We start from the raw sequence: 18,799 nt of genomic DNA on the forward strand, positions 1-18,799 counted from the left end.
CGAACACCCTGGTCACCACGCCGACAGGCCGGTCAGTGTTCACGATGTCCTGAAACATCGACTGTTCACGATGTCCTGAACTCAGACAGACGGTTAGAACCGTCCTTACCACTCACGAGACCGAGCACGGCTTACCCGGCGAGGAACTCCGCCACGGCCTTCCGCCCCGCGTCACCCGGCTCGCGGTTCTGGATCGAATGCGCCGCTCCCTCGACGATCACGACCTTCCCGCGCGGCGCGACCTTCGCCTCCTCGTACGCCCACTCCATCGGCGTGGACAGGTCGTGGTCGCCGTTGAGCAGCAGCACCGGGACGTCCGGGAGTCGCCCGCCCGGGTTCGAGCTCGGCGGCTCGACAGGCCAAGGCAGGCAGGTCCGGATGAACCCCTGCCCGGTCGCGACGGCCGGGCTGAACGGCCATGTTTCCCGCGCGCTCAAGCGTTTCTCGGCCAGTTTCAGCAGCGGCTCCCGGACGAAGCCCGGCGTTCCGGCGTCGCCCCAGGGGAACCGCATGTCGGCACACAGCGTCGCCGCGTGCAGTCCCGAGCTGAAGGATGCGAGCGGGTCGCCGCCGGAAGCGAGGTTCCGCAGCAACGAGTCGAGTTTCGCGGTGTCGCCACCACGCGCGGTGCGCAGCGCGGTGATCAGGTCGGCCCCCATCACCGAAGGGTCCCGATAGCTCGGGTCGACGAATTCGTAGGTGACGATCATGTCGAACAGCGCGACACCGGCCGCGGTGTCCCGGTTCCGGACGAGCCAAGCGAGGTCCTCGGCCGGATCGGATCCGCACGCGGGCGGCTTGGCGCACGCGCTGCGCAGCACCCTCGCGGTCGTCTTCAGCCCTTGGAGGTACAGCGACTGTTCGACCGTCGCGTGGTGGGGGAGTACCGAATCGAGGATCACCTTCGCAACGTTGCGCGGATGCGCGACGGCGTACCGCGCCGCGGTCAGCGAACCGTAGGAGACGCCGTCCACCACCATTTTCCGCGCGCCCAGGGCCCGGCGGAGCAGATCGAGGTCGGCGATCGTCGAGTCGCTGCCGTAGAACCGGGCCTTGTCGCCGAGTACGGCGGCACAGCCTTCGACGGCCCCTCGGGTCGGCGGTTCGATGTCGGAACTGCCGACCTGGGCCTGTAGTTCCGGGCAGTCGATGGCGTTCGCGCCGGTGCCGCGCTGGTCGATCATCACCAGCCGGTGGTCCTTGAACACCTCCGGCATCCGGTCGGACACCCTCGTGCTGAAGGGCACGCCCGGTTGCCCGGGGCCGCCGGTGAGGAACAGCAGCACCCCCTTGGGCGCGTTCGTGTTGTTCGCGGTGGCGACCTGGAGTTTCAGTGTGCCGGGCGTGCGGCCGCGATGGTCGAGCGGCACGGTCAACGTCGAACAGGTGAATCGCGCGTCGTGCGGGCAGGCCCGGGAATCCTCCAGCCGCGGCCCGGAGGCCGAGGCGGTGGCCGGTCCGGCGAGCCCGGCCGACAGTGCGACGATCGCGGCGAGGACGAGCGTTTTCGATCGCATGGACCGATTCTGACCAGGCCCGAGCGAAGAAGTCGGCGTTTCCGCCAAGTTGGTCCGGTCGGGCGACCCTGAGACCGGACCCGGGAAAAGCCCGGATGCCCCCGAAGACTCCCGCCCCTAACCTCATGATCATGATCCGACGGATGCTGCTGGCCCTCCTCGCCGGCACGGCGGTCTGCCTCGTGCCCTGGACCGTCTACCTCGCCCACACGCTGCCCGACCGGTACGACACCGGCCAGTGGCGCGCGGCCTGGGTCGGATTCGACGTCGCCCTCTTGCTCTGCTTCGCCGCCGGGGCCTGGCTGGGTTTGCGCCGCCGCCGGGCGGCCGTCCCGCTGCTTTCGGCGACGGCGGCGATGCTGTGCTGTGACGCGTGGTTCGACATCATGCTCGGCTGGACGTCGGACGAGCGGTGGGCCAGTGTCGCTCTCGCCGTCTTCGTCGAGATCCCGGTCGCCGTGGTGCTGGCCCTCGCCGCGCGACGGCTCCTGAGCGAGGCGATGCCGCGACGATCGGTGACGTTGAGCGACATCGCGATGCGTGAGGACCCGCGATACCAGCAGGTGACCCGCGAGCTTCCCGCCGGCACCGACGAGGTGGCGCACAGGACGGGCCTTGAGCGAGCCGACGTCACAGCCTGTCTGAAAACCTTGCAGGACAACGGCTTCGTGCGCCGTGGCCGGAAGGGGAACTGGATCGCGATCCCGCAAGACCTGCGCGAGCCGAAGCCGGACGACTACGAAGGCGCCGACCGGGAGCGGGTCACCGCGTTCCTCGACGCGAAGTACGCGAACGAGGTCGCGCTGCTGTCCTGGGCCGCCGAACACCGCGACGAGTTCGGTCCGTGGTCGACGGCTCAGCGGACCTCGGCGCGGCTGACCGAAGAGGAATTCCGCGAACTGGACGCGGAGTACCGCGAGCTGATCAACCGGTACTGCCACCGGCGGCGGCGTCCGGCGGCGGGCGAGAAGGAGCTTTCCGTGCGCTTCTACGCGTTCCCGCCGCCGGAGACCGTGCCGTCTTAGGGATGCCGCCAGGCCATGAACGTCTCCAACGTGGTCAGCCGGTGCTCGCGCACGGCCAGTTCGATCTCCCCGGCCGGTGCGCTCCGGTCGAACAGGTCGAGGATGTTCTGGTGCTCCTGCACGGATTCGTGCGCGCGGCCGGGGACGAAACTGAACGTCGAGGTGCGCAGCCCGGCCAGCCGGTTCCAGCCGCGGTTGACCAGGTCGAGCACCTGGGGATTGGGGCAGGTGCCGAACAGGACGCGGTGGAAGTCGCGGTTCAGCGCGGTGAACCGCGACGGCTCGAAGTTGTCGAGGCAGGCGGTCAGTTCCGCGTTGATCCCCTTGGCCTCGTCGAGTGCCTTGCCGGGCAAGGACGGCGCGGCCAAGGCGGCGGCGTAGCCCTCGACCAGCGCGAGCGTCTGCATGGTGTGCTGGTAGTCGCTCTCGTCGGCCATCGCGACCTGCGCGCCGATGTTGTGCTCGTAGGTCACCAGCCCCTCGGCCTCCAGCCGCCGGACCGCCTCGCGCACGGGCACGGTGCTGACCCCGAGCTCCTGCGCGATCTGCCCGAACACGAGACGGTAGCCGGGGGAGAACGTGCCGTCGTCGATCCGCGCCTTGATCCAGTGATAGGCGATCTGCGACTTGCTCATCGCGGTCGAGTTCACCGCGTCGCCTGCGGTCACGAGTAGTGCAGCCAGACGGATTTGATCTCCGTGTACGCGTCGATCGCCCACGGACCCATCTCACGCCCCCAGCCCGACGCCTTGTACCCGCCCCACGGCGCGGCCATGTCGGGGATCGGCGGCATGTTGACGAACACCGCGCCCGCCCGGATGCCGTTGGCGAACCGATGCGCGACGCCGAGGTCGCGGGTCCACACGGTGGCCGCGAGCCCGTATTCGGTGTCGTTCGCACGCGCCAGCAGTTCGTCCTGATCGTCGTAGGCGGTGACGGCGAGGACCGGCCCGAAGATCTCTTCGCGCATGATCGTCATGTCGTCGGCGACACCGGCGAAGAGCGTCGGCGAGTAGAAGTAGCCTTCGCGGTCGACGGCCTGGCCGCCGGTGACCAGTTCCGCGCCCTGCTCGCGGCCGGTGGAGACGAGGAAGTCCACGTGCTCGCGGTGCTTCGCGGACACCAGCGGCCCGAGCTGGGTGGATTCGTCCAGGCCCGGCCCCAGCTTGAGACCCTCGAGCCCGGCGGCCAGTTTCGCGACGAACTCCTGCTCGCGTTTGCGGTCCACGAAGAACCGGGTGTACGCGGCGCAGACCTGCCCGCTGTTCAGCGTCGCGCCCGCGAGGTTGCCCGCGACGGCGGCGTCGATGTCGGCGTCGCCCGCGATGATGCTGGGCGCCTTCCCGCCGAGTTCGAGGGTGAGCCGTTTGAGGTTCGACTCCGCGCTCGCCGCCGTGATCAGCTTCCCGACCGCGGTCGACCCGGTGTAGGACAGGTGGTCGACGTCGCCGTGCCCGCTCAGCAGCGCGCCCACCGCGCCGTCGCCGGTGACCAGGTTGACCACGCCCGGCGGGAACCCGGCCTCGTCCACCAGCTCCACCAGCCGGATGCTGGTCAGCGGCGTGACCTCGCTGGGCTTGATCACCACGGTGTTGCCGGTGGCCAGCGCGGGCGCCAGCTTCCACACCAGGATCATCAGCGGGAAGTTCCACGGCGTGATCAGCGCGTTGACCCCGACCGGCTCGCGGCGCGTGTAGTGCAGCGTGTCCGGGAAGGACACCGGGTTGGTGGTGCCCTGGATCTTGGTCACCCAGCCCGCGAAGTATCGCAGGTGCTCGGCCGAGCCGGTGACGCTGACCTGGCGGGAGATGCCGATCGGCTGGCCCTGGTCGCGCGTTTCGAGCGCGGCCAGCTCCTCGTGGTGTTCGTCGACCAGCGCCGCCAGCTTGAACAACAGCGCGGCTCGCTGGACGGGCAGCAGCCCCGCCCAGGCGGGGTCGTCCAGCGCCTTGCGGGCGGCACCGACGGCGGCGTCGACGTCGGCGGCCGACGCGGTGCCGACGTCCTCGATCACCTGGCCGGTGGCCGGATCGTACGTCGGCAGGGATCCGCCTCCGGCGGCGGTCCACTGTCCGTCGATGAACAGGCGTGTGGCCATGGCTAGCTCCTCCTCGACCGGTGTGTGATCGAGTATCGGGCGCCACGCGCTCTTCGGTCTTGCCCGCCAGGGCACGCCGATTGTCGGCCAGCGAACCGAATCCGCCGCACCGGGTCCCGACTTGCGAGGGTGGGGGACATGGACGTCATCGTGGTAGGAGCGGGTTCGGCCGGTTCGGTGGTCGCCAGGAGACTGGCCGACTCCGGGGCGTGGGTCACCCTGCTCGAAGCGGGCGGGCCGGACACCAACCCGGCCATTCACGACCCTTCGCGGGCCGGAGAGCTGTGGCACGGCCCGGAGGACTGGGACTACTACACGGTGCCGCAGCCGCACGCGGCGAACCGGCGGCTGCACCTGCCGCGCGGCAAGGTGCTCGGCGGGTCGCACGCGCTCAACGCGATGATCTGGGTGCGCGGCGCCCCCGCCGACTACGACGGCTGGGAGCTGCCCGGCTGGCGGTGGGACGACGTGCGCCCGGTGTTCGAGCGGATCGAGAAGGATCTGCTCGACGTCGTGCCGAACGAGCCGCTGCACCCGATCCAGCAGTCCATTGTGGACGCGGCGGTGCAGACCGGTCTCCCGTTCAACCCGGACTACAACGGCGACGAGCTCGACGGGGCCTCGGTGCAGCGTGTCACCACGCGGGACGGCAAGCGGCTCAACACCTGGCTCGCGTACGGGCAACCCGCGGCCGAGCGGATGACCGTCCACACGGGAGCGCTGGTGCACCGGCTGCTGATCGAGGGCACCAAGGTGACCGGGGTGCTGGCGGAGATCGACGGCGAACTGCGGAAGGTCTTCGCCGACGAGGTCGTGCTCGCCGCCGGGGCCCTGGCCTCGCCCGCGATCCTGCTCCGCAGCGGTATCGGCCCCGTGGACGAACTGGAGGTGCACGCCATCGACGTCGTCGCCGAGCTGCCGGGAGTCGGGAAGAACCTGCACGACCACCTGCTGTCGCCGGTCATCTTCGCGACCGACCGACGGGAGGTCGAGCCGCCCGCGCCCGGCCGCTCGGTCACGCAGACCCATCTGTTCTGGCGCAGCCGTCCCGGGCTGGCGGTGCCCGACACCCAGCCGATCCACTTCAGCGTGCCGATGTACGAATCGTGGATGACCGGCCCGGAGACCGGGTTCTCGCTGATGGCGGGCCTGGTGACGCCGCGCAGCCGGGGCAGTCTCCGGCTTTCGGGGCCGAGCCCGCTCGACGAGCCGCTGATCGACCTAGCCGCGCTGGAAGACCCGGCCGACTTCGAGAGCCTGGTCGCGTCGGTGGAACAGTGCCGGGAGATCGGCCGGGCGGCCGCGCTGGCGGAGGAGTGGGGCGCCCGCGAGCTGTACCCGGGGCCGGACGCCGACGTCCGCGAGTACGTCCGGCGGACCGCCATCACCTACCACCACCAGGTCGGGACCTGCCGGATGGGGACCGACGGGGAGTCCGTCGTCGATCCGGAACTCGCCGTCCACGGGCTGAGCGGGCTCCGGATCGCCGACGCGTCGGTGCTGCCGCGGGTGACCACGGGCAACACCAACGCGCCGGCGGTGCTGATCGGCGAGCAGGCCGCTCGGTTCATGCTCGGCCGATAGTGCGGCGCAGCCAGGAGGCCCGGGCGGCGAGCGCGGCCCGGGTCACCTCGCTGTCCGGGGCGAACCGGTCGAAACCGTGGTACGCGCCCGCCCAGACGTGCAGTTCGGTGGGCACACCCGCTCGCCAGAGACGGCGCGCGTAGTCGACGTCCTCGTCGCGGAAGATCTCGGCCGCGCCGACCTCGATGAAGGCGGGCGGGAGCCCGGCGAGATCGGTCGCGGTCGCGGGGACCGCGTACGGCGATGTCCGTCCATTCAGGAGTGATCGCCAGCCGAACTCGTTGGCCTCCCGGCTCCAGACCCCGCGTTCCGCGAATTCCATTGTGGACGCGGAGTCGTTGCGGCTGTCGATCATCGGGCACAGCAACAGCTGGCCCGCCAATGTCGGTCCGCCACGATCCCTGGCCAGCAGAGCGATCCCGGCGCTGAGCCCACCGCCCGCGCTGCCACCGCCGACGATCAGCCGCGCGGGATCGAAGCCGAGTTCGGCGGCGTTCTCGACCATCCAGGTCAAGCCCGCGTAGCAGTCCTCGATGGGCGCCGGATGCGGATGCTCGGGGGCGAGCCGATAGTCCACGGTCACCGCGACGAAGCCGAATTCCTCGACCAGTGCGACCATGCGGGGCAGATCGGCGAACCGGTTGTCCAGTACCATGCCGCCGCCGTGGATGTTGTAGAACCCCGGTGCGTTTCGGGCACCCCGCGGTTTGACGACGGTCACGACGACGTCGGTGCCGGGGACCGTCCGGTCTTCCCACACCAGATCCCGGTCGCCGATCGCCTCGGCGCAACTCGGGTTCATCTCGGCCATGGCCTGCCGCATGCCCGCCAGGGACCCGGCGCTCAGCGGCGGTCCGGACGGCAGGCCGACGAGCGCTTCGGCGAGTTCGGGGTCGAAGGCCGTCACGGTCCCTCCGGGTCGACGCTGTCGCGGTCCGCCCAGAACGGTTCGACCAGCTCACGCAGCTGCTTCGCGCCGACGCGCTCGACGAGGTCGACGGCGCCCAGGTTGTCCTTGAGCTGGTCGGTGCTGGTCGCGCCGAACAGGGTGGTGGTGTTCGCCGGGTGGGTGAGCGTGAAGGCCAGGCACAGCTGCGCCGCCGTCACGCCGAGGTCGCCCGCGATCTTCGCGAGTTCCGGTGCGGAGGACGCGATGCGCTCGCGGATGTCGCCGGGATCGCGGCCGACCTGACGCGCGCCGCTGTTCTTGCCCAGCAGCACCCCGCCCTCGAAGATGTCCGAGGACTGGAGCGTGACCCCGAGTTCACCGAAGACCTGCTTGAAGGGCTCACCGTCCGGAATGGACCGTCGCGCCACGCTGTACTTCAGTTGAGCGATGGCGGGGCCGGGGACGTTCTCCTGTGCGGCGAAGTCGTGCAGGGCCTTGATCGTGCCGGCGGACCAGTTGTTCACGCCCCACTGCCCGATGAGCCCGGCCTTGCGCAGTTCCTCGAGATCCAGCACGAGCCGGTGCAGATCGGTGTCTTCGCGCCGGAGATCGCCCAGCACCACCAGATCCGCGTGTTCGACGCCCGCGCGGAACAACGCGTTGTCCAGCTGATCGCGAAGGTTGTACTCCGGGTAGCCCTCCAGCCAGAGCTTGGCCGAAAGCAGGTAGTCCTCGCGCTTGATCCCGGCCGCGCGGACCATGGCGGAGAACAGCACGTCGGTGTAGACCGGGGTGGCGCCCGGGAAACCGTAGACACCGACGTCGAAGAGCGTGATCCCGGAATCGACCGCGGTGCGGACCAGGGTCACCGCCTCGCGGAAGTCCATCCGGTCGTAGGTGTGCCAGGAGCCGAGCGAGAGCACGCCGGTGAGCGGGCCGTCGCGGCCGATGCGGCGCTGGGGGATGACGGGCATTCGAGTCTCCTAGGGAAGACGGGGATCGATGACGGCTTTGAGTTCGCCGAGCCGCGACATCGACTCGACGCTCTTGGACGCTTCGGAAAGGCCGACTGGTGCGCTGAACAGGTCGTCCCAGGGCATTCGATCGGCGAAGGTGCGGAAGAAGTCCACCGAGCGGTGGTAATCGGCGATGTCGCCGTTGAGCGAGCCGACGACCGTGAGTTCCTTGCCCATCACGGTGCCCAGCGCCACGGGGGAGGGCATGGGGCCGGTGGAACCGACGATCGCGATCGTCCCGCGCTGCGCGGCGAACGCGACGGCCTCCTCGCCGATGGTGGGCCCGCCCGCGAAGTCGAAGACGTGGTCGGCGCCCCGGCCGCCGGTGAGTTCCTTGACCCGCTCGACGCGCTCTTCGGCGGTGCCGTCGACCGGGATCGTCGCCGTCGCCCCGAAGCGTTCGGCGGTCTCCAGCCGGTCGGCGGGCCCGCCGATGGTGATGACGTCACCCGCGCCGGAGATCCGGGCGACGGCGGTGGCGAACACGCCCAGCGCGCCGGCACCCTGGACGACGACCGTCGCACCGGGACGGATCCCGCCCGAGCGCGAGACGGCCCGCAGCACGGTCTTCCCCGCGCAGCCCGACATCGAGGCCCAGGTGTCCTTGACGTCGTCCGGGAGCAGGAGCTTGGCTGCGCCAGGGGTCACGTAGCAGTACCGGACGAGACCGCCCGTGGCGTACGGGAAGACGTCGGAACGCTGAAGGAAGCCGTAGCCGCGCTTCTCGCAGGCGACCGGTTCGCGCAGGATCGTGCAGCCGTAACACTTTCCGCAGGTCGATTCGGACCAGCCGACGCGGTCGCCCTCGGTGATCTCGCGGCCGAGGGTGTCGGTGGTGCCCGGTCCGACGGCCACCACCTCGCCGACCATTTCGTGTCCCAGCACCATCGGGAGCATGCCGGGGAAGGTCATCTGGCCGGACCAGATGTGCACGTCGGTGCCGCACAGGGTGGTGCAGGTGATCCGGACCAGCGCGGCGCCCGGTTCCGGCTCTTCCGGCAGCGGTAGTTCCCGCAAGGTGAGCGCGGAGCCGTGTTCGGTGAGCACCGCCGCTTCGGTTCTGTTGACCATCTTTTTAGTCTACAGTCGTAGGAGAAAAAGTCCAGATCCTGGAGGAAACCATGCCGTCGCAACGTATTCGTCCCGCATCGCTCGTGGTTCGCGGCGGTCCCGTGCTCACTTTCGACCCGGCGGGCACCGTCGTGTCGGCGATGGCGGTCCGCGACGACCGGATCGTCGCCCTCGGCGATGTCTCCCTGGACCACATCGGTCCGGAGACCGAGGTGATCGACCTGGCGGGCAGAACCGTTTTGCCCGGTATCAACGACGCGCACCTCCACGCGACCTGGCTGGGCGCCCGGTGGCCGGACACGCTCATCGGTGGTGCGGGATTCACCGGGGGAGAAGAGAAAACGGTGCGCAGCGCGGCCGAACGGCGAGCCGCCATCCTCCGCGCGGGTGATCTGTGCGCGTCACTCGGCATCACCAGCTACACCGAGCCCGGTTTGGGTCCCGGTGAAACGGGCTGCTTCGGCGCCGAGGTGCTGGAGGAATACGCGGCGCTCGCCGGGGAAGGGTTGTTGCGGGCGAGGGTGACCGCGCTGCGGTTGTTCGGCCTGCTCGACGGCGCGAGCTCCCTGGCGGACTTCGAACGCGGGCTGGCCACACCGTCGCCGTCCGCGGATCCGTTGTGGCTCACCGTGCCCGGTGTGAAGATCTTCGCCGACGGCATCCCGCCGATGCGGTCCGCGTGGACGCACCACTGCTACGCCGACGGTTCCCACGGCGTGCTGCTCGTCGACGGCGACGACGACCCGGGGCGCGCGGGCAACCTCGCCGCGATGATCCGCCTCGCCCACGAAGCCGGAATGGTGGTCGCCGTGCACGCCACGGGCGACCGGAGCATCGAGGCCGCGCTCGGCTCGCTCCGCCGGGGCGACCACCTGGTGCACGGAGACCTGGTGACGGTTGACCAGCTGGCGCGGATGGCTTCCGAAGGGGTCGGCCTGACCACGCAGCCCGCGATCGCGGTGGCGATGCGCGGAATGCTGTCGGACGCTCTCGGTGCGGAGGTCGGTGCCCGCGCCTGGCCGCTGGCGGAGATGCTGGACTCCGGTGTCCCGCTGACCTTGAGCAGTGACGCGCCGGTGGTCACCCCGGACTGGCGGGTGCACATCGCCGCGGCCGCCCGGATGCTGGAAGTGTCCGATGTGGACCCTGCGCTGATGGCCCGGCTACTGCGCTGCTACACGGTCGCGGCCGCCGAGCAGGACGGGGCGGCGGACTGGAAGGGATCGCTGACCGTGGGCCGGGTCGCCGACTTCTGCGTGCTGGCGGCGAATCCGCTCGAGGTCGCGTTCGCGGACCTGCCGGACGTCGGTGTCGAACTCACCGTGTCCGGCGGCCGCGTCGTGTACTCAGGTGAGCAGTTGCCCGCCGTCGACCTGGAGGCTCACCCCGGTGAGATGGCCGGCGTCGGCGGAGGCGAGGAACAGGACTGACGGCACCACGTCGGCGACGGAAGCGATGGTCCCCAACGGGATCCTCGCTTCCCACGCCGCGCGGGCGGCGGTGTCGGAGGCGAAACCGGCGGTCATCGGCGTGAGCACCGGGCCGGGCGCGACGGCGTTGACCCGGATGCCGTGCGGGGCCAGTTCGAGCGCCGCCGAGCGGGTAAGGGCCTCGACAGCGGCTTTGGTGGCCTCGTAGTGGCCTAGCCCGGGGGTCGGCTGCCGGGCGCCGATGGAGGTGATGTTGACGATGGAACCGCGGATGCCCGCCTCGAGCATGTGCGCGCCGACCGCGCGGGTCATCAGGAAGGTGCCGCGGAAATTCACCCGCATGCACAGATCGAAGACGCCGATGTCCAGTCCCACCAACGGGCCGCCGCCTCCGGCGAGACCGGCGTTGTTGACCAGGACGTCCACCGCGCCGAACCGTCCGGTGATCAGCGCCAGCGCCGCGTCGACCGATCCCGGATCGGAGATGTCGAGTTCGACGTGCTCCGCGCCGAGCTCATCCGCCAGGTCGTGGGCCGCGCGCGCGTCGACGTCGGCGATGACCACGCGGTCGCCCGCGGACTGGAAGGCTTCGGCGACACCACGGCCGATGCCACTGGCACCGCCGGTCACCACTACGAGTCTCTTGTTCATTCTACAATCGTAGACTAAAACTTGTTTCCGTTGCCAGCGAAAGGAAAACTCGTGCACGAGAAACAGAACGGACTGGGCTTCGTCACTTCGGCGCTGGGCCTCGGCTCCTGGAACACCTGGGACCGCATGGACTTCGACGACGCCGTGCGCCTGATCCGGCGCGCGGTCGACGCGGGGGTCACGCTGTTCGACGTGGCCCACTACAACATGGGACCGCATTCCGAACAGTCGCGCACGGACATCGTTTTCGGCGAGGCGATCCGCGCCGCCGGGATCCGCCGCGACGAGTACCAGCTGTGCGGGAAACTCTGGCTCTGGGACTACCCGAACACCGGATTCGCCGAACAGCTCGCGACCTCGTTCGACCGGATCGGCGTCGTCCACGCGGAAGCCGTCGTGGTCGGCGATTACTTCGGGGACCAGGACATCCCGCGGATCGTCACCGAGGTCGCGGAGCAGATCCGCGTCGGTCGCTTCGACGTCTGGGGCGTGAACAACTGGCTGGCGTCGGATCTCGATCGCGCGCTGGAGTTCGCCTCTCGCGAAGGACTTCCGGCACCCTCGTTCGCTCAGCTGAAGTACAGCGTCGCGCGGCGTTCCATGGCCGAAGGTCCGTTCTATGGCGCGCATTTCGAGGCCGGGCGGCTGACCTTGCAGGCGTCGGACATCTTCGAGGGCGGCGTGCTGCTCGGCAAGACCCCGGAGCGCAAGATCGGCGCGGATCCGGGCGGGATCCGGGAGTCGATCCGGGACGCGGCCTCGCGTGTCGCCGAGGTGGCCGGGGAGTTCGGGGTGAGTCCTTCGCAGCTGTCTCTCGCGTTTTGTCTCGCCTACGAGCCGGTGGCGAACGTGCTGTTCGGCGTGAGCCGGCTGGCGCAACTGGAGGACAACTTGGGCGCTGTCGAGTTGGCTTCCGCGCACGGTGCGGAGGTGCGGGCGGCTCTCGAAGATCTCTGGCTGGACCGCTCGGTCGCCGCCGATGGGACCTTCTGACCGGCCTCCCGCGTGTAATGAACGGGACTTTCATTGCAAATTCTGCAATGAAAGTCCCGTTCATTACACGCTTCGCAGCCTTCGCGACGCTGGAAGTGCGGGCCGGGTACCCGATCACCACGAACCAATGCGGAGGAGACCGGTCGGCAGTGGCGATTCGGGCGATTGAGGGGTAGCCAACGGCGTCGCTTCGGGTGGCGGCGTCCGTGAAGGCCTCCTTGAGGGACCCAGAGTCCCTCAAGGAGGCCTTCACGGACTTCGGGCGGGACGCACGTCACGGCCGTCCCCGTGTCACCAGAGATCACATCGGCAGGTAGCGAAGGCCTCCTTCACTACCTTCAGGGTAGGAAAGGAGGCCTTCACAGCCAGGTGAAGTTCGGCCCGTGGCCATCGTCAGCCGAGGAACTCCAGCACGGTCGCCTTGAACTCCGGTCCCCGCAGTGCCCCGCCGTGATCCCCGGGCACCCGCACCAGCGAAGCCCCCGGCACCAGCTCGACGAGCGTCTCGATGCCCTGGCTGATCGGATCGTCGACACCCGCCACGAACCGCGTCGGCACCGAGACGGCACCCGCCACCGGCGAGAAGGGCTCGGCACGCAGGTCCTCGATGCACCGGGCGAGCGCGGCCGGATTGCGTCCCGGCGCGGTGATCATGTGCGCGATCATTCCCGTCAGCGGATCCGCGGGCGCCTTCCCGCCGTCGGCGAACGCCAGCGCGGCCGCGACGTCGACGGCGCCGAACGGTTCGAACGGGCTCACCCCGGCCAGCACCAGCCGCCGGACCGGCGCCTGCGCGGGCAGTTCCCAAGCCAGCCGGGCGCCGAGCGAGTAGCCGACGACGTCCACTTCGGACAGACCCGAGACGAGCCGGGTCAGTTCGCCGGTGATCGCGACGGCACCCAGCGAGCCCGTGGGAGCCGGGCTGGAGCCGTGACCGGGAAGGTCGGGAACGAGCACCTCACGGCCCGCGGCGGTGAGCGCGGCCGGCCACCCCGTGGTGATCCAGTCGGTGTGCCCGTCGGAGGCGAATCCGTGCACCAGCAGGACCGGCGGTCCCGAGACGGTTTGCGGAACGAACCGGCGCACGGCCAGAGAAGTAGTGGCAGACAAGGGAATCCTTTCTCAGCTGCCGGAGGGACGGCGAGTGCGCAGACGCTGCATTTCGCTCAGCGTCCTCGCGCGGGCGTCGACGGCGATGCGCAGCGACGATCCGATGAGGTTCAGCAGGAAGACGCACACCATGATCGTCACGCCGGGCGCGATCACCAGCCAGGGCGCCTGCACCAGGTACGACCGGCCCTCGGCGATCATGTTGCCCCAGGTCGGGGTCGGGGGAGCGATACCGAGGCCGAGGAAGCTCATCGCGCCGTCCACCAGCATCGCCGCCGCGGACAGGATGACCACCTGCACCAGCGCCAGCGGCAGCACGTTCGGGAACACGTGGACGACGAGGATCTTCCACTTGCTCATTCCCGAGACCCGTGCCGCGCCGATGTAGGCACGGCCCGCGATGCCGAGCACCCGGCTGCGGATGACACGGGCGGTGAACGGCGTGAAGATCACCGTCAGCGCGATCAACTCGGTCCAGATGCTCGCGCCGAGCGAGATCGCCAGCGCCATCGCGAGGATGATCGCCGGGAACGACATCCAGGCGTCCATCAAGCGCATCAGAACCGCGTCGGCCGCACGGAAGAACCCGCTGATCAGCCCGATCACCAGGCCGGTGAAGGCCGCGCACAGGGTGATCAGGGCGGACAGCCCGAGCGACGCCCGGCCGCCGGAGACCAGCCGGGCGAGCACGTCGCGGCCGAACGAGTCCGTGCCGAGCAGATGTGCGGACGACGGCGGCAGCAGCCGGTTGACCGGGTCGGTCGCGCTGACGCTCGGCAGGAAGAACGGCAGCACGACCACGGTCAGGACGATCAGCGCCAGCAGCGCGGTGGTGATGACCAGCATCCGGTTGCGCCGGAACAGCTTGGCCGCGCGACCGGTCGCGGGCGCTTCACGCACCGAGGACGTCTTTTCCACCAGAGCCACGCTCACGAGACACGCACCTTCGGATCGAGCAGCGCGTACGACAGGTCCACCAGGAGGTTGACCAGCACGAACAGCACCGCGACGAACAGCGTCACACCCTGGATCAGTGGGAAGTCGCGAGTGGACACCGCGCCCATCAGCAGATGGCCCAGCCCCGGCACGACGAAGATGGATTCGATGATCACGATCCCGCCGACCAGCATGGCGAAGTTGCTGCCCAGCTGGGTGATCAGCGGCATCAGCGCGTTCGGCAGGACATGCTTGGTCATCACCTGCCGCTCGGACAGCCCCTTGACCCGCGCGGTGCGCAGATACGCCAGCGGCAGCTCACCGAGCAGGCTCTCGCGCAGCGTCAGCACGAACAACGCGGTCTGCCCGATGACCAGCACGGTCAGCGGCAGCACCAGCGCGGGCACCGCCGTCGCCGGGTCGGTGAACAGGTTTTCGTAGCCGCTGGAAGGGAACCAGCGCAGCGTCACCGAGAACACCAGCACGAGCATCAGCGAGATCCAGAAGTCCGGCATCGCCATGCCGAGCGCGGACAGCCGGTCCAGCGCCCGCGCCACCGGATTACGCGGCGACACCGCCTGCCAGGACGTGATCGCGACAGAGAGGAAGAAGCTGATCACCGTCGACAGCACGGCCAGGGTGAGCGTCGGCAGGATGTGGTCGGCGACCACGCCGAGCACCGGTGCGTGATAGGTGATCGACGTCCCGAAGTCGCCCTGCAGCACGTTTCCGGCCCAGCTGAGGTATTGCTCCCACAGTGGTCCGTTCAGCCCCATGCTCTCCCGTAGGGCGTCCACATCGGACGGTCGTGCGGTCGGGCCGAGGATGGCCTGCGCCGGGTCGCCGGGGATCAGCCGGATGACGAAGAACATCATCGTCCCGACGATCACCAGGATGATCACCAGATCGCGCAGCCTGCGCAGCAGCAGACCGGTCATGATGCCAGCCAGGTGTTCCAGAAGACGCGGTAGAAGTCGCCGTAGCCCTTGAGCTTGGGGGAGTAGGCCGCGTACAGCTTGGACTGGCTCAGGGTGATCACCGACAGCTGCTTCCAGGTGAACCCCTGGAGCTTGTCCACCACCGCTTTCGCCTGCTCAGGCGTCGTCGAGGCGTTGAACTCCGCCATGAGCCCGTCGAGCTCGGGCGAGGACGAACCGTTCAGCGTGCCCAGGGTGAGCGCGGGCATCTGCGCGGGCGAGGTCAGCGCCGAGTCGAAGAACAGCGTGGTGATGTCCCAACCGCCCGGTTCCTTGGTCAGCGTGCCGAGCATGGTGGCGAAGTCGAAGGTGTCGATCTTGGTGTTGATGCCGATCTTCGACAGGCTGTCCTGGATCAGCACGGCCCACTTGCCGAACTCCGGGTACGAGTTCGTGGTGACGATGCGGATCGTCGCGCCCGCGGTGATGCCGACCTCGGCCAGCAGCTGCTTGGCCTTCTCCGGGTCGTGCTTCTTGTAGACCTCTTCGCCGGCGGTGGAATAGAACTGCTTGTTGTCCGGCGAGGCGAAGGCCCCGGTCTCGAGGGTGAGGTCCTTGCTGCCGCCGGTGGCCGCGTTGATCGCGGGCTTGTCCAGCAACAGGTTCAGCGCCTCGCGGGCCCGGGGGTCGGCGAACTTCGAACCGGTGTTGAAGTTCGGGATCACGACGTTGTCGTTGCCGCCGGGGAGGTTGTGCACGACCACGGCAGGGTTGTTGCGCAGCGTCTCGTACTGGTCGTTGGTGGGCATGATGTGGTCCCACTGCCCGGTCTGCAGGCCGTTGATCAGCGCGTCCTGGTCGGAGACCACCTTGTAGGTCACGGTGTCCAGGTACGCGTGCTTGGCGCCCGCCTGGCCGCCCCAGTCCTCCTCGGTCCGGGACTTGTAGCCGGAGTACCGCTCCAGCACCAGTTCGCGGCCGATGTCCCAGCTCTTCAGCTTGTACGGCCCGGTCCCGATCGCCTTGTCTTGGGCGAAACCGGTCGGCGCGACGCCGGCGAGGTTCTTCGCCTCGTAGATCTCCGTGCCCGCGCCGGCGAGCTCGTTGATCAGCGGGTAGCGCGGTTGCTTGAGCTTGATGGTCACCGTCGCCGGGTCGGCCGGCGTGATCGCCTCGATGTCCGGGGTGACCAGCTGGCCGGTGCGGTGCACCTGCTGCCAGCGCTTGAGGCTCGCCACGACGTCCTCGGACGTCAGCGCGTTCCCGTCGTGGAAGGTGACGCCCTGGCGCAGCTTGAAGGTGTAGGTGAGCCTGTCCGGGCTGGTGGTGAAGTCCTCGACCAGCATGGGCCGGGCGGTGAAGCCCTTGTCCACTTCGAACAGCTTCTCGTACATCATGTTGCCGATGTGGGCGGTCACCTGGCCGGGGTTCGCGACCATGTCGAGCGACTGCGGGTCGGTCGGCACCGCGACGTTCAGGTTGCCGCCGGGCTTCGGGGGACCGTCGGCGGCGCCACCGCCTGCCTGCCCTCCCATACACGAGCTGAGCAGCAGGACGGTCGCCAAGCCGAGGGCGGCCGAGGTCAGGGTTCGTCTCATGGGTTCCGCACTCCAGTGTGGGGGTGGGCGGGCAGTTCGGGGTTCGCCGCGAGGAGACGGCGGGTGTAGTCGTGGCGGGCGCGAAGCCGGATCTCGTCCGGGTCACCGATTTCGATCAGTTCGCCCCGGTACATCACGCCGACGCGGTCGGCGACCGAGAGCACCAGGCTGAGGTTGTGCGTGATGAACAGGAAGCTGAGCGCACGGGTTCGCCGCAGTTCGAGCAGCAGGTTCATCACCTGGCCCTGCACCGAGACGTCGAGCGCGGAGGTGGGCTCGTCGGCGACGATGAGGTCGGGTTCGGCGGCGATCGCGCGGGCGATCGAGACACGCTGCCGTTGTCCGCCGGAGAGCTGCGAGGGCAGCTTCTTGGCGGTGTCCGAGGGGAGACCGACCTCGTCGATCAGTTCGACGACCCGGCGGTCCAGTTCGGCGCCGCGCAGGCCGGTGAGCTCCCGCAGCGGTTCGGCGATGATCCGGGCGGCGGTGTGCCGGGGATCGAGCGAACTCTGCGGGTCCTGGAAGATGAGCTGCGCGCGGCGGCGGAAAGAGCGCTCGTCGCCGTCGAGCCCGGACGGCGTGCACCGGTGCTCGCCGAAGGTGATGGTGCCTTCGGTCGGGGTCTCCAGCGCGCTCACCAGGCGGCCGAGTGTCGTCTTGCCCGAACCGGATTCCCCGACCAGGCCGAAGAACTCGCCGGGCGCGATCTCCAGCGAGACGTCCTTGACCGCGTGCACCTCGGATTCGCGGCTCAGCGAGAACCGGCCGCGGCGTCCGTACACTTTGGACACGGAGTCGATCACGAGCGCGGTGCCTTCGCCCGCGTTATCCGCCTTGGCGCGGTTCAGGGGCCTGGTCTCGGTCGCGACCGCCGAATCGCCGTTCATCGCGGCTTCGAGCAGCGCTTCGGAGATGGTGGGGAAGCCGTCGCGCCTGCTGACCCCGAGCTTCGGGACGCAGTCGAGCAGCGCCTTGGTGTAGGGATGCTTCGGCGCGTGCAGAATGTCCTCTTTGGACCCGAGCTCGACCAGTTCGCCGCGGTACATCACCGCGATCCGGTCCGCCACCTGTGCGGCGACGCCCATGTCGTGCGTGATGAAGACACACGCGGTGCCGTGGTCGCGGCGGACGCGGTCGAACAGGGTGAGGATCTCCGCCTGCGTGGTCACGTCCAAGGCCGTGGTCGGCTCGTCGGCGATGAGCAGGCCGGGGTCGGCCATCAGGGCCAGCGCGATCATCACGCGCTGCTGCATCCCGCCCGACATCTGGTGCGGGTACAGGGAAAGCACCCGGTCGGTGTCGGTGAGCCCGACCTCCTTCAGCAGTCCGCGTGCCTTCGCTTCGGCCTCGCGGTGCAACGGCGTGCCCTTGCGCGCGGCTTGCCGAGGCAAGGAACCGGGCTTGCGGTAGGCCTCGATCAGCTGCTTGCCGACTCGTTGGCTGGGATTGAGCGAATCCAGTGCCTCCTGGAAGATCATCCCGATCCGCGGGCCGCGGTAAGAGCGCATCTCGTCGGCGGAGAGGCGCGTGAGATCCACGCCGTCGACGGTGATCTCACCGCGGGTGAACACCGGCGCGACGAATTCCAGCAACCGGATGATCGACAAGGCGGTCACCGTTTTACCGCTGCCGGATTCGCCGACCACGCAGAGTGTCCGGCCCTGGTCGAGGTCGAACGAAAGTTCGCGGACCAGTTCGCGTTCGGTTTCGTCGGCGATCACGCCGACGGTCAGTTCTCGTAATTCGAGCAGGGTCATGAATCCCCTTTCCCGAGCCCGCCCGAAGCGGACCGCACAGCCGGGGAACGGGCCTCCGGCGGGGGTAGTTCTACGCATGTTGACACTGGGGGACGGCACTGTCAATGGGTATATTCTACGAATGTAGGAAGTTGATATCCGGCAGGTTTTGCCTGGCAGTGGGCGAAAACTTGCGCTGGATTCTTTTGTCTACGTCTGTAGACTCTC

The 18,799-nt window shown here is 68.9% G+C and carries 16 protein-coding genes; 4 read left to right on the forward strand and 12 right to left on the reverse strand.

Annotated elements, in window-relative coordinates; genetic code table 11:
• Positions 1-131: 131 nt before the first annotated feature.
• Positions 132-1,517, reverse strand: a complete 1,386-nt coding sequence (locus ACZ5IK_RS28295) for an alpha/beta fold hydrolase (RefSeq protein ID WP_465490462.1) — start codon at positions 1,515-1,517, stop codon at positions 132-134.
• A gap of 131 nt (positions 1,518-1,648) precedes the next feature.
• Here ACZ5IK_RS28295 and ACZ5IK_RS28300 point away from each other — a divergent pair, with 131 nt between their 5' ends.
• Complete coding sequence (locus ACZ5IK_RS28300; RefSeq protein WP_465490463.1) at positions 1,649-2,542, forward strand: hypothetical protein; 894 nt, start codon at positions 1,649-1,651, stop codon at positions 2,540-2,542.
• On the opposite strand, the gene ACZ5IK_RS28305 is transcribed toward ACZ5IK_RS28300, so the two are convergent.
• Both ACZ5IK_RS28305 and ACZ5IK_RS28310 read right to left on the reverse strand, forming a co-directional pair.
• Positions 2,539-3,210, reverse strand: a complete 672-nt coding sequence (locus ACZ5IK_RS28305) for a GntR family transcriptional regulator (RefSeq protein WP_410662194.1) — start codon at positions 3,208-3,210, stop codon at positions 2,539-2,541. The two genes, ACZ5IK_RS28300 and ACZ5IK_RS28305, sit on opposite strands and share 4 nt — an antisense overlap.
• Positions 3,207-4,640, reverse strand: a complete 1,434-nt coding sequence (locus tag ACZ5IK_RS28310; protein ID WP_465490464.1) for an aldehyde dehydrogenase family protein — start codon at positions 4,638-4,640, stop codon at positions 3,207-3,209. Before ACZ5IK_RS28310 ends, ACZ5IK_RS28305 begins: the two co-directional genes overlap by 4 nt.
• A gap of 138 nt (positions 4,641-4,778) precedes the next feature.
• On the opposite strand from ACZ5IK_RS28310, the gene ACZ5IK_RS28315 reads away from it, so the two are divergent.
• The gene (locus ACZ5IK_RS28315) at positions 4,779-6,224 is read left to right on the forward strand and encodes a GMC family oxidoreductase (protein ID WP_465490465.1); all 1,446 of its coding nucleotides are present in this window, start codon (positions 4,779-4,781) and stop codon (positions 6,222-6,224) included.
• Here the strand turns inward: ACZ5IK_RS28315 and ACZ5IK_RS28320 are convergent.
• Genes ACZ5IK_RS28320 through ACZ5IK_RS28330 form a run of 3 tightly spaced genes read right to left on the reverse strand, consistent with a single transcriptional unit; the run spans position 6,208 to position 9,200 of the window.
• Entirely contained in the window at positions 6,208-7,131 is a 924-nt protein-coding gene (locus ACZ5IK_RS28320) for an alpha/beta hydrolase (protein ID WP_465490466.1), read from the reverse strand. The genes ACZ5IK_RS28315 and ACZ5IK_RS28320 overlap by 17 nt on opposite strands.
• Positions 7,128-8,087 (reverse strand): aldo/keto reductase, encoded by a 960-nt coding sequence (locus tag ACZ5IK_RS28325; RefSeq protein ID WP_465490467.1) that lies wholly within the window; start codon positions 8,085-8,087, stop codon positions 7,128-7,130. The genes ACZ5IK_RS28320 and ACZ5IK_RS28325 overlap by 4 nt, the downstream gene beginning before the upstream one ends.
• Positions 8,088-8,096: 9 nt before the next feature.
• Positions 8,097-9,200, reverse strand: a complete 1,104-nt coding sequence (locus tag ACZ5IK_RS28330) for a zinc-binding dehydrogenase (RefSeq protein ID WP_465490468.1) — start codon at positions 9,198-9,200, stop codon at positions 8,097-8,099.
• Positions 9,201-9,250: 50 nt separating this feature from the next.
• Here ACZ5IK_RS28330 and ACZ5IK_RS28335 point away from each other — a divergent pair, with 50 nt between their 5' ends.
• The gene (locus tag ACZ5IK_RS28335; RefSeq protein WP_465490469.1) at positions 9,251-10,630 is read left to right on the forward strand and encodes an amidohydrolase; all 1,380 of its coding nucleotides are present in this window, start codon (positions 9,251-9,253) and stop codon (positions 10,628-10,630) included.
• Here ACZ5IK_RS28335 and ACZ5IK_RS28340 read toward each other — a convergent pair.
• Positions 10,547-11,263 (reverse strand): SDR family NAD(P)-dependent oxidoreductase, encoded by a 717-nt coding sequence (locus tag ACZ5IK_RS28340; protein WP_465490649.1) that lies wholly within the window; start codon positions 11,261-11,263, stop codon positions 10,547-10,549. The two genes, ACZ5IK_RS28335 and ACZ5IK_RS28340, sit on opposite strands and share 84 nt — an antisense overlap.
• A gap of 69 nt (positions 11,264-11,332) precedes the next feature.
• Here ACZ5IK_RS28340 and ACZ5IK_RS28345 point away from each other — a divergent pair, with 69 nt between their 5' ends.
• The gene (locus ACZ5IK_RS28345; protein WP_465490470.1) at positions 11,333-12,274 is read left to right on the forward strand and encodes an aldo/keto reductase; all 942 of its coding nucleotides are present in this window, start codon (positions 11,333-11,335) and stop codon (positions 12,272-12,274) included.
• Positions 12,275-12,667: 393 nt separating this feature from the next.
• On the opposite strand, the gene ACZ5IK_RS28350 is transcribed toward ACZ5IK_RS28345, so the two are convergent.
• From ACZ5IK_RS28350 to ACZ5IK_RS28370, 5 genes are read right to left on the reverse strand one after another with little or no spacing between them, the layout of a single operon-like run.
• On the reverse strand, positions 12,668-13,366 hold the full coding sequence (locus ACZ5IK_RS28350) for an alpha/beta fold hydrolase (protein WP_465490650.1): 699 nt from the start codon (positions 13,364-13,366) through the stop codon (positions 12,668-12,670).
• 30 nt (positions 13,367-13,396) lie between these two features.
• Positions 13,397-14,317 carry an ABC transporter permease gene (locus ACZ5IK_RS28355; protein WP_465490471.1) on the reverse strand — a complete coding sequence of 307 codons (921 nt, stop codon included), beginning with the start codon at positions 14,315-14,317 and terminating at the stop codon, positions 13,397-13,399.
• Positions 14,314-15,258, reverse strand: coding sequence for an ABC transporter permease (locus tag ACZ5IK_RS28360; RefSeq protein ID WP_465490472.1), 945 nt, complete (start codon positions 15,256-15,258; stop codon positions 14,314-14,316). Before ACZ5IK_RS28360 ends, ACZ5IK_RS28355 begins: the two co-directional genes overlap by 4 nt.
• Positions 15,255-16,835, reverse strand: coding sequence for an ABC transporter substrate-binding protein (locus ACZ5IK_RS28365; protein WP_465490473.1), 1,581 nt, complete (start codon positions 16,833-16,835; stop codon positions 15,255-15,257). Before ACZ5IK_RS28365 ends, ACZ5IK_RS28360 begins: the two co-directional genes overlap by 4 nt.
• Positions 16,832-18,592, reverse strand: a complete 1,761-nt coding sequence (locus ACZ5IK_RS28370) for a dipeptide ABC transporter ATP-binding protein (protein ID WP_465490474.1) — start codon at positions 18,590-18,592, stop codon at positions 16,832-16,834. Before ACZ5IK_RS28370 ends, ACZ5IK_RS28365 begins: the two co-directional genes overlap by 4 nt.
• Positions 18,593-18,799 lie beyond the last annotated feature (207 nt).

It is taken from the genome of Amycolatopsis sp. NPDC031561, assembly GCF_055580625.1.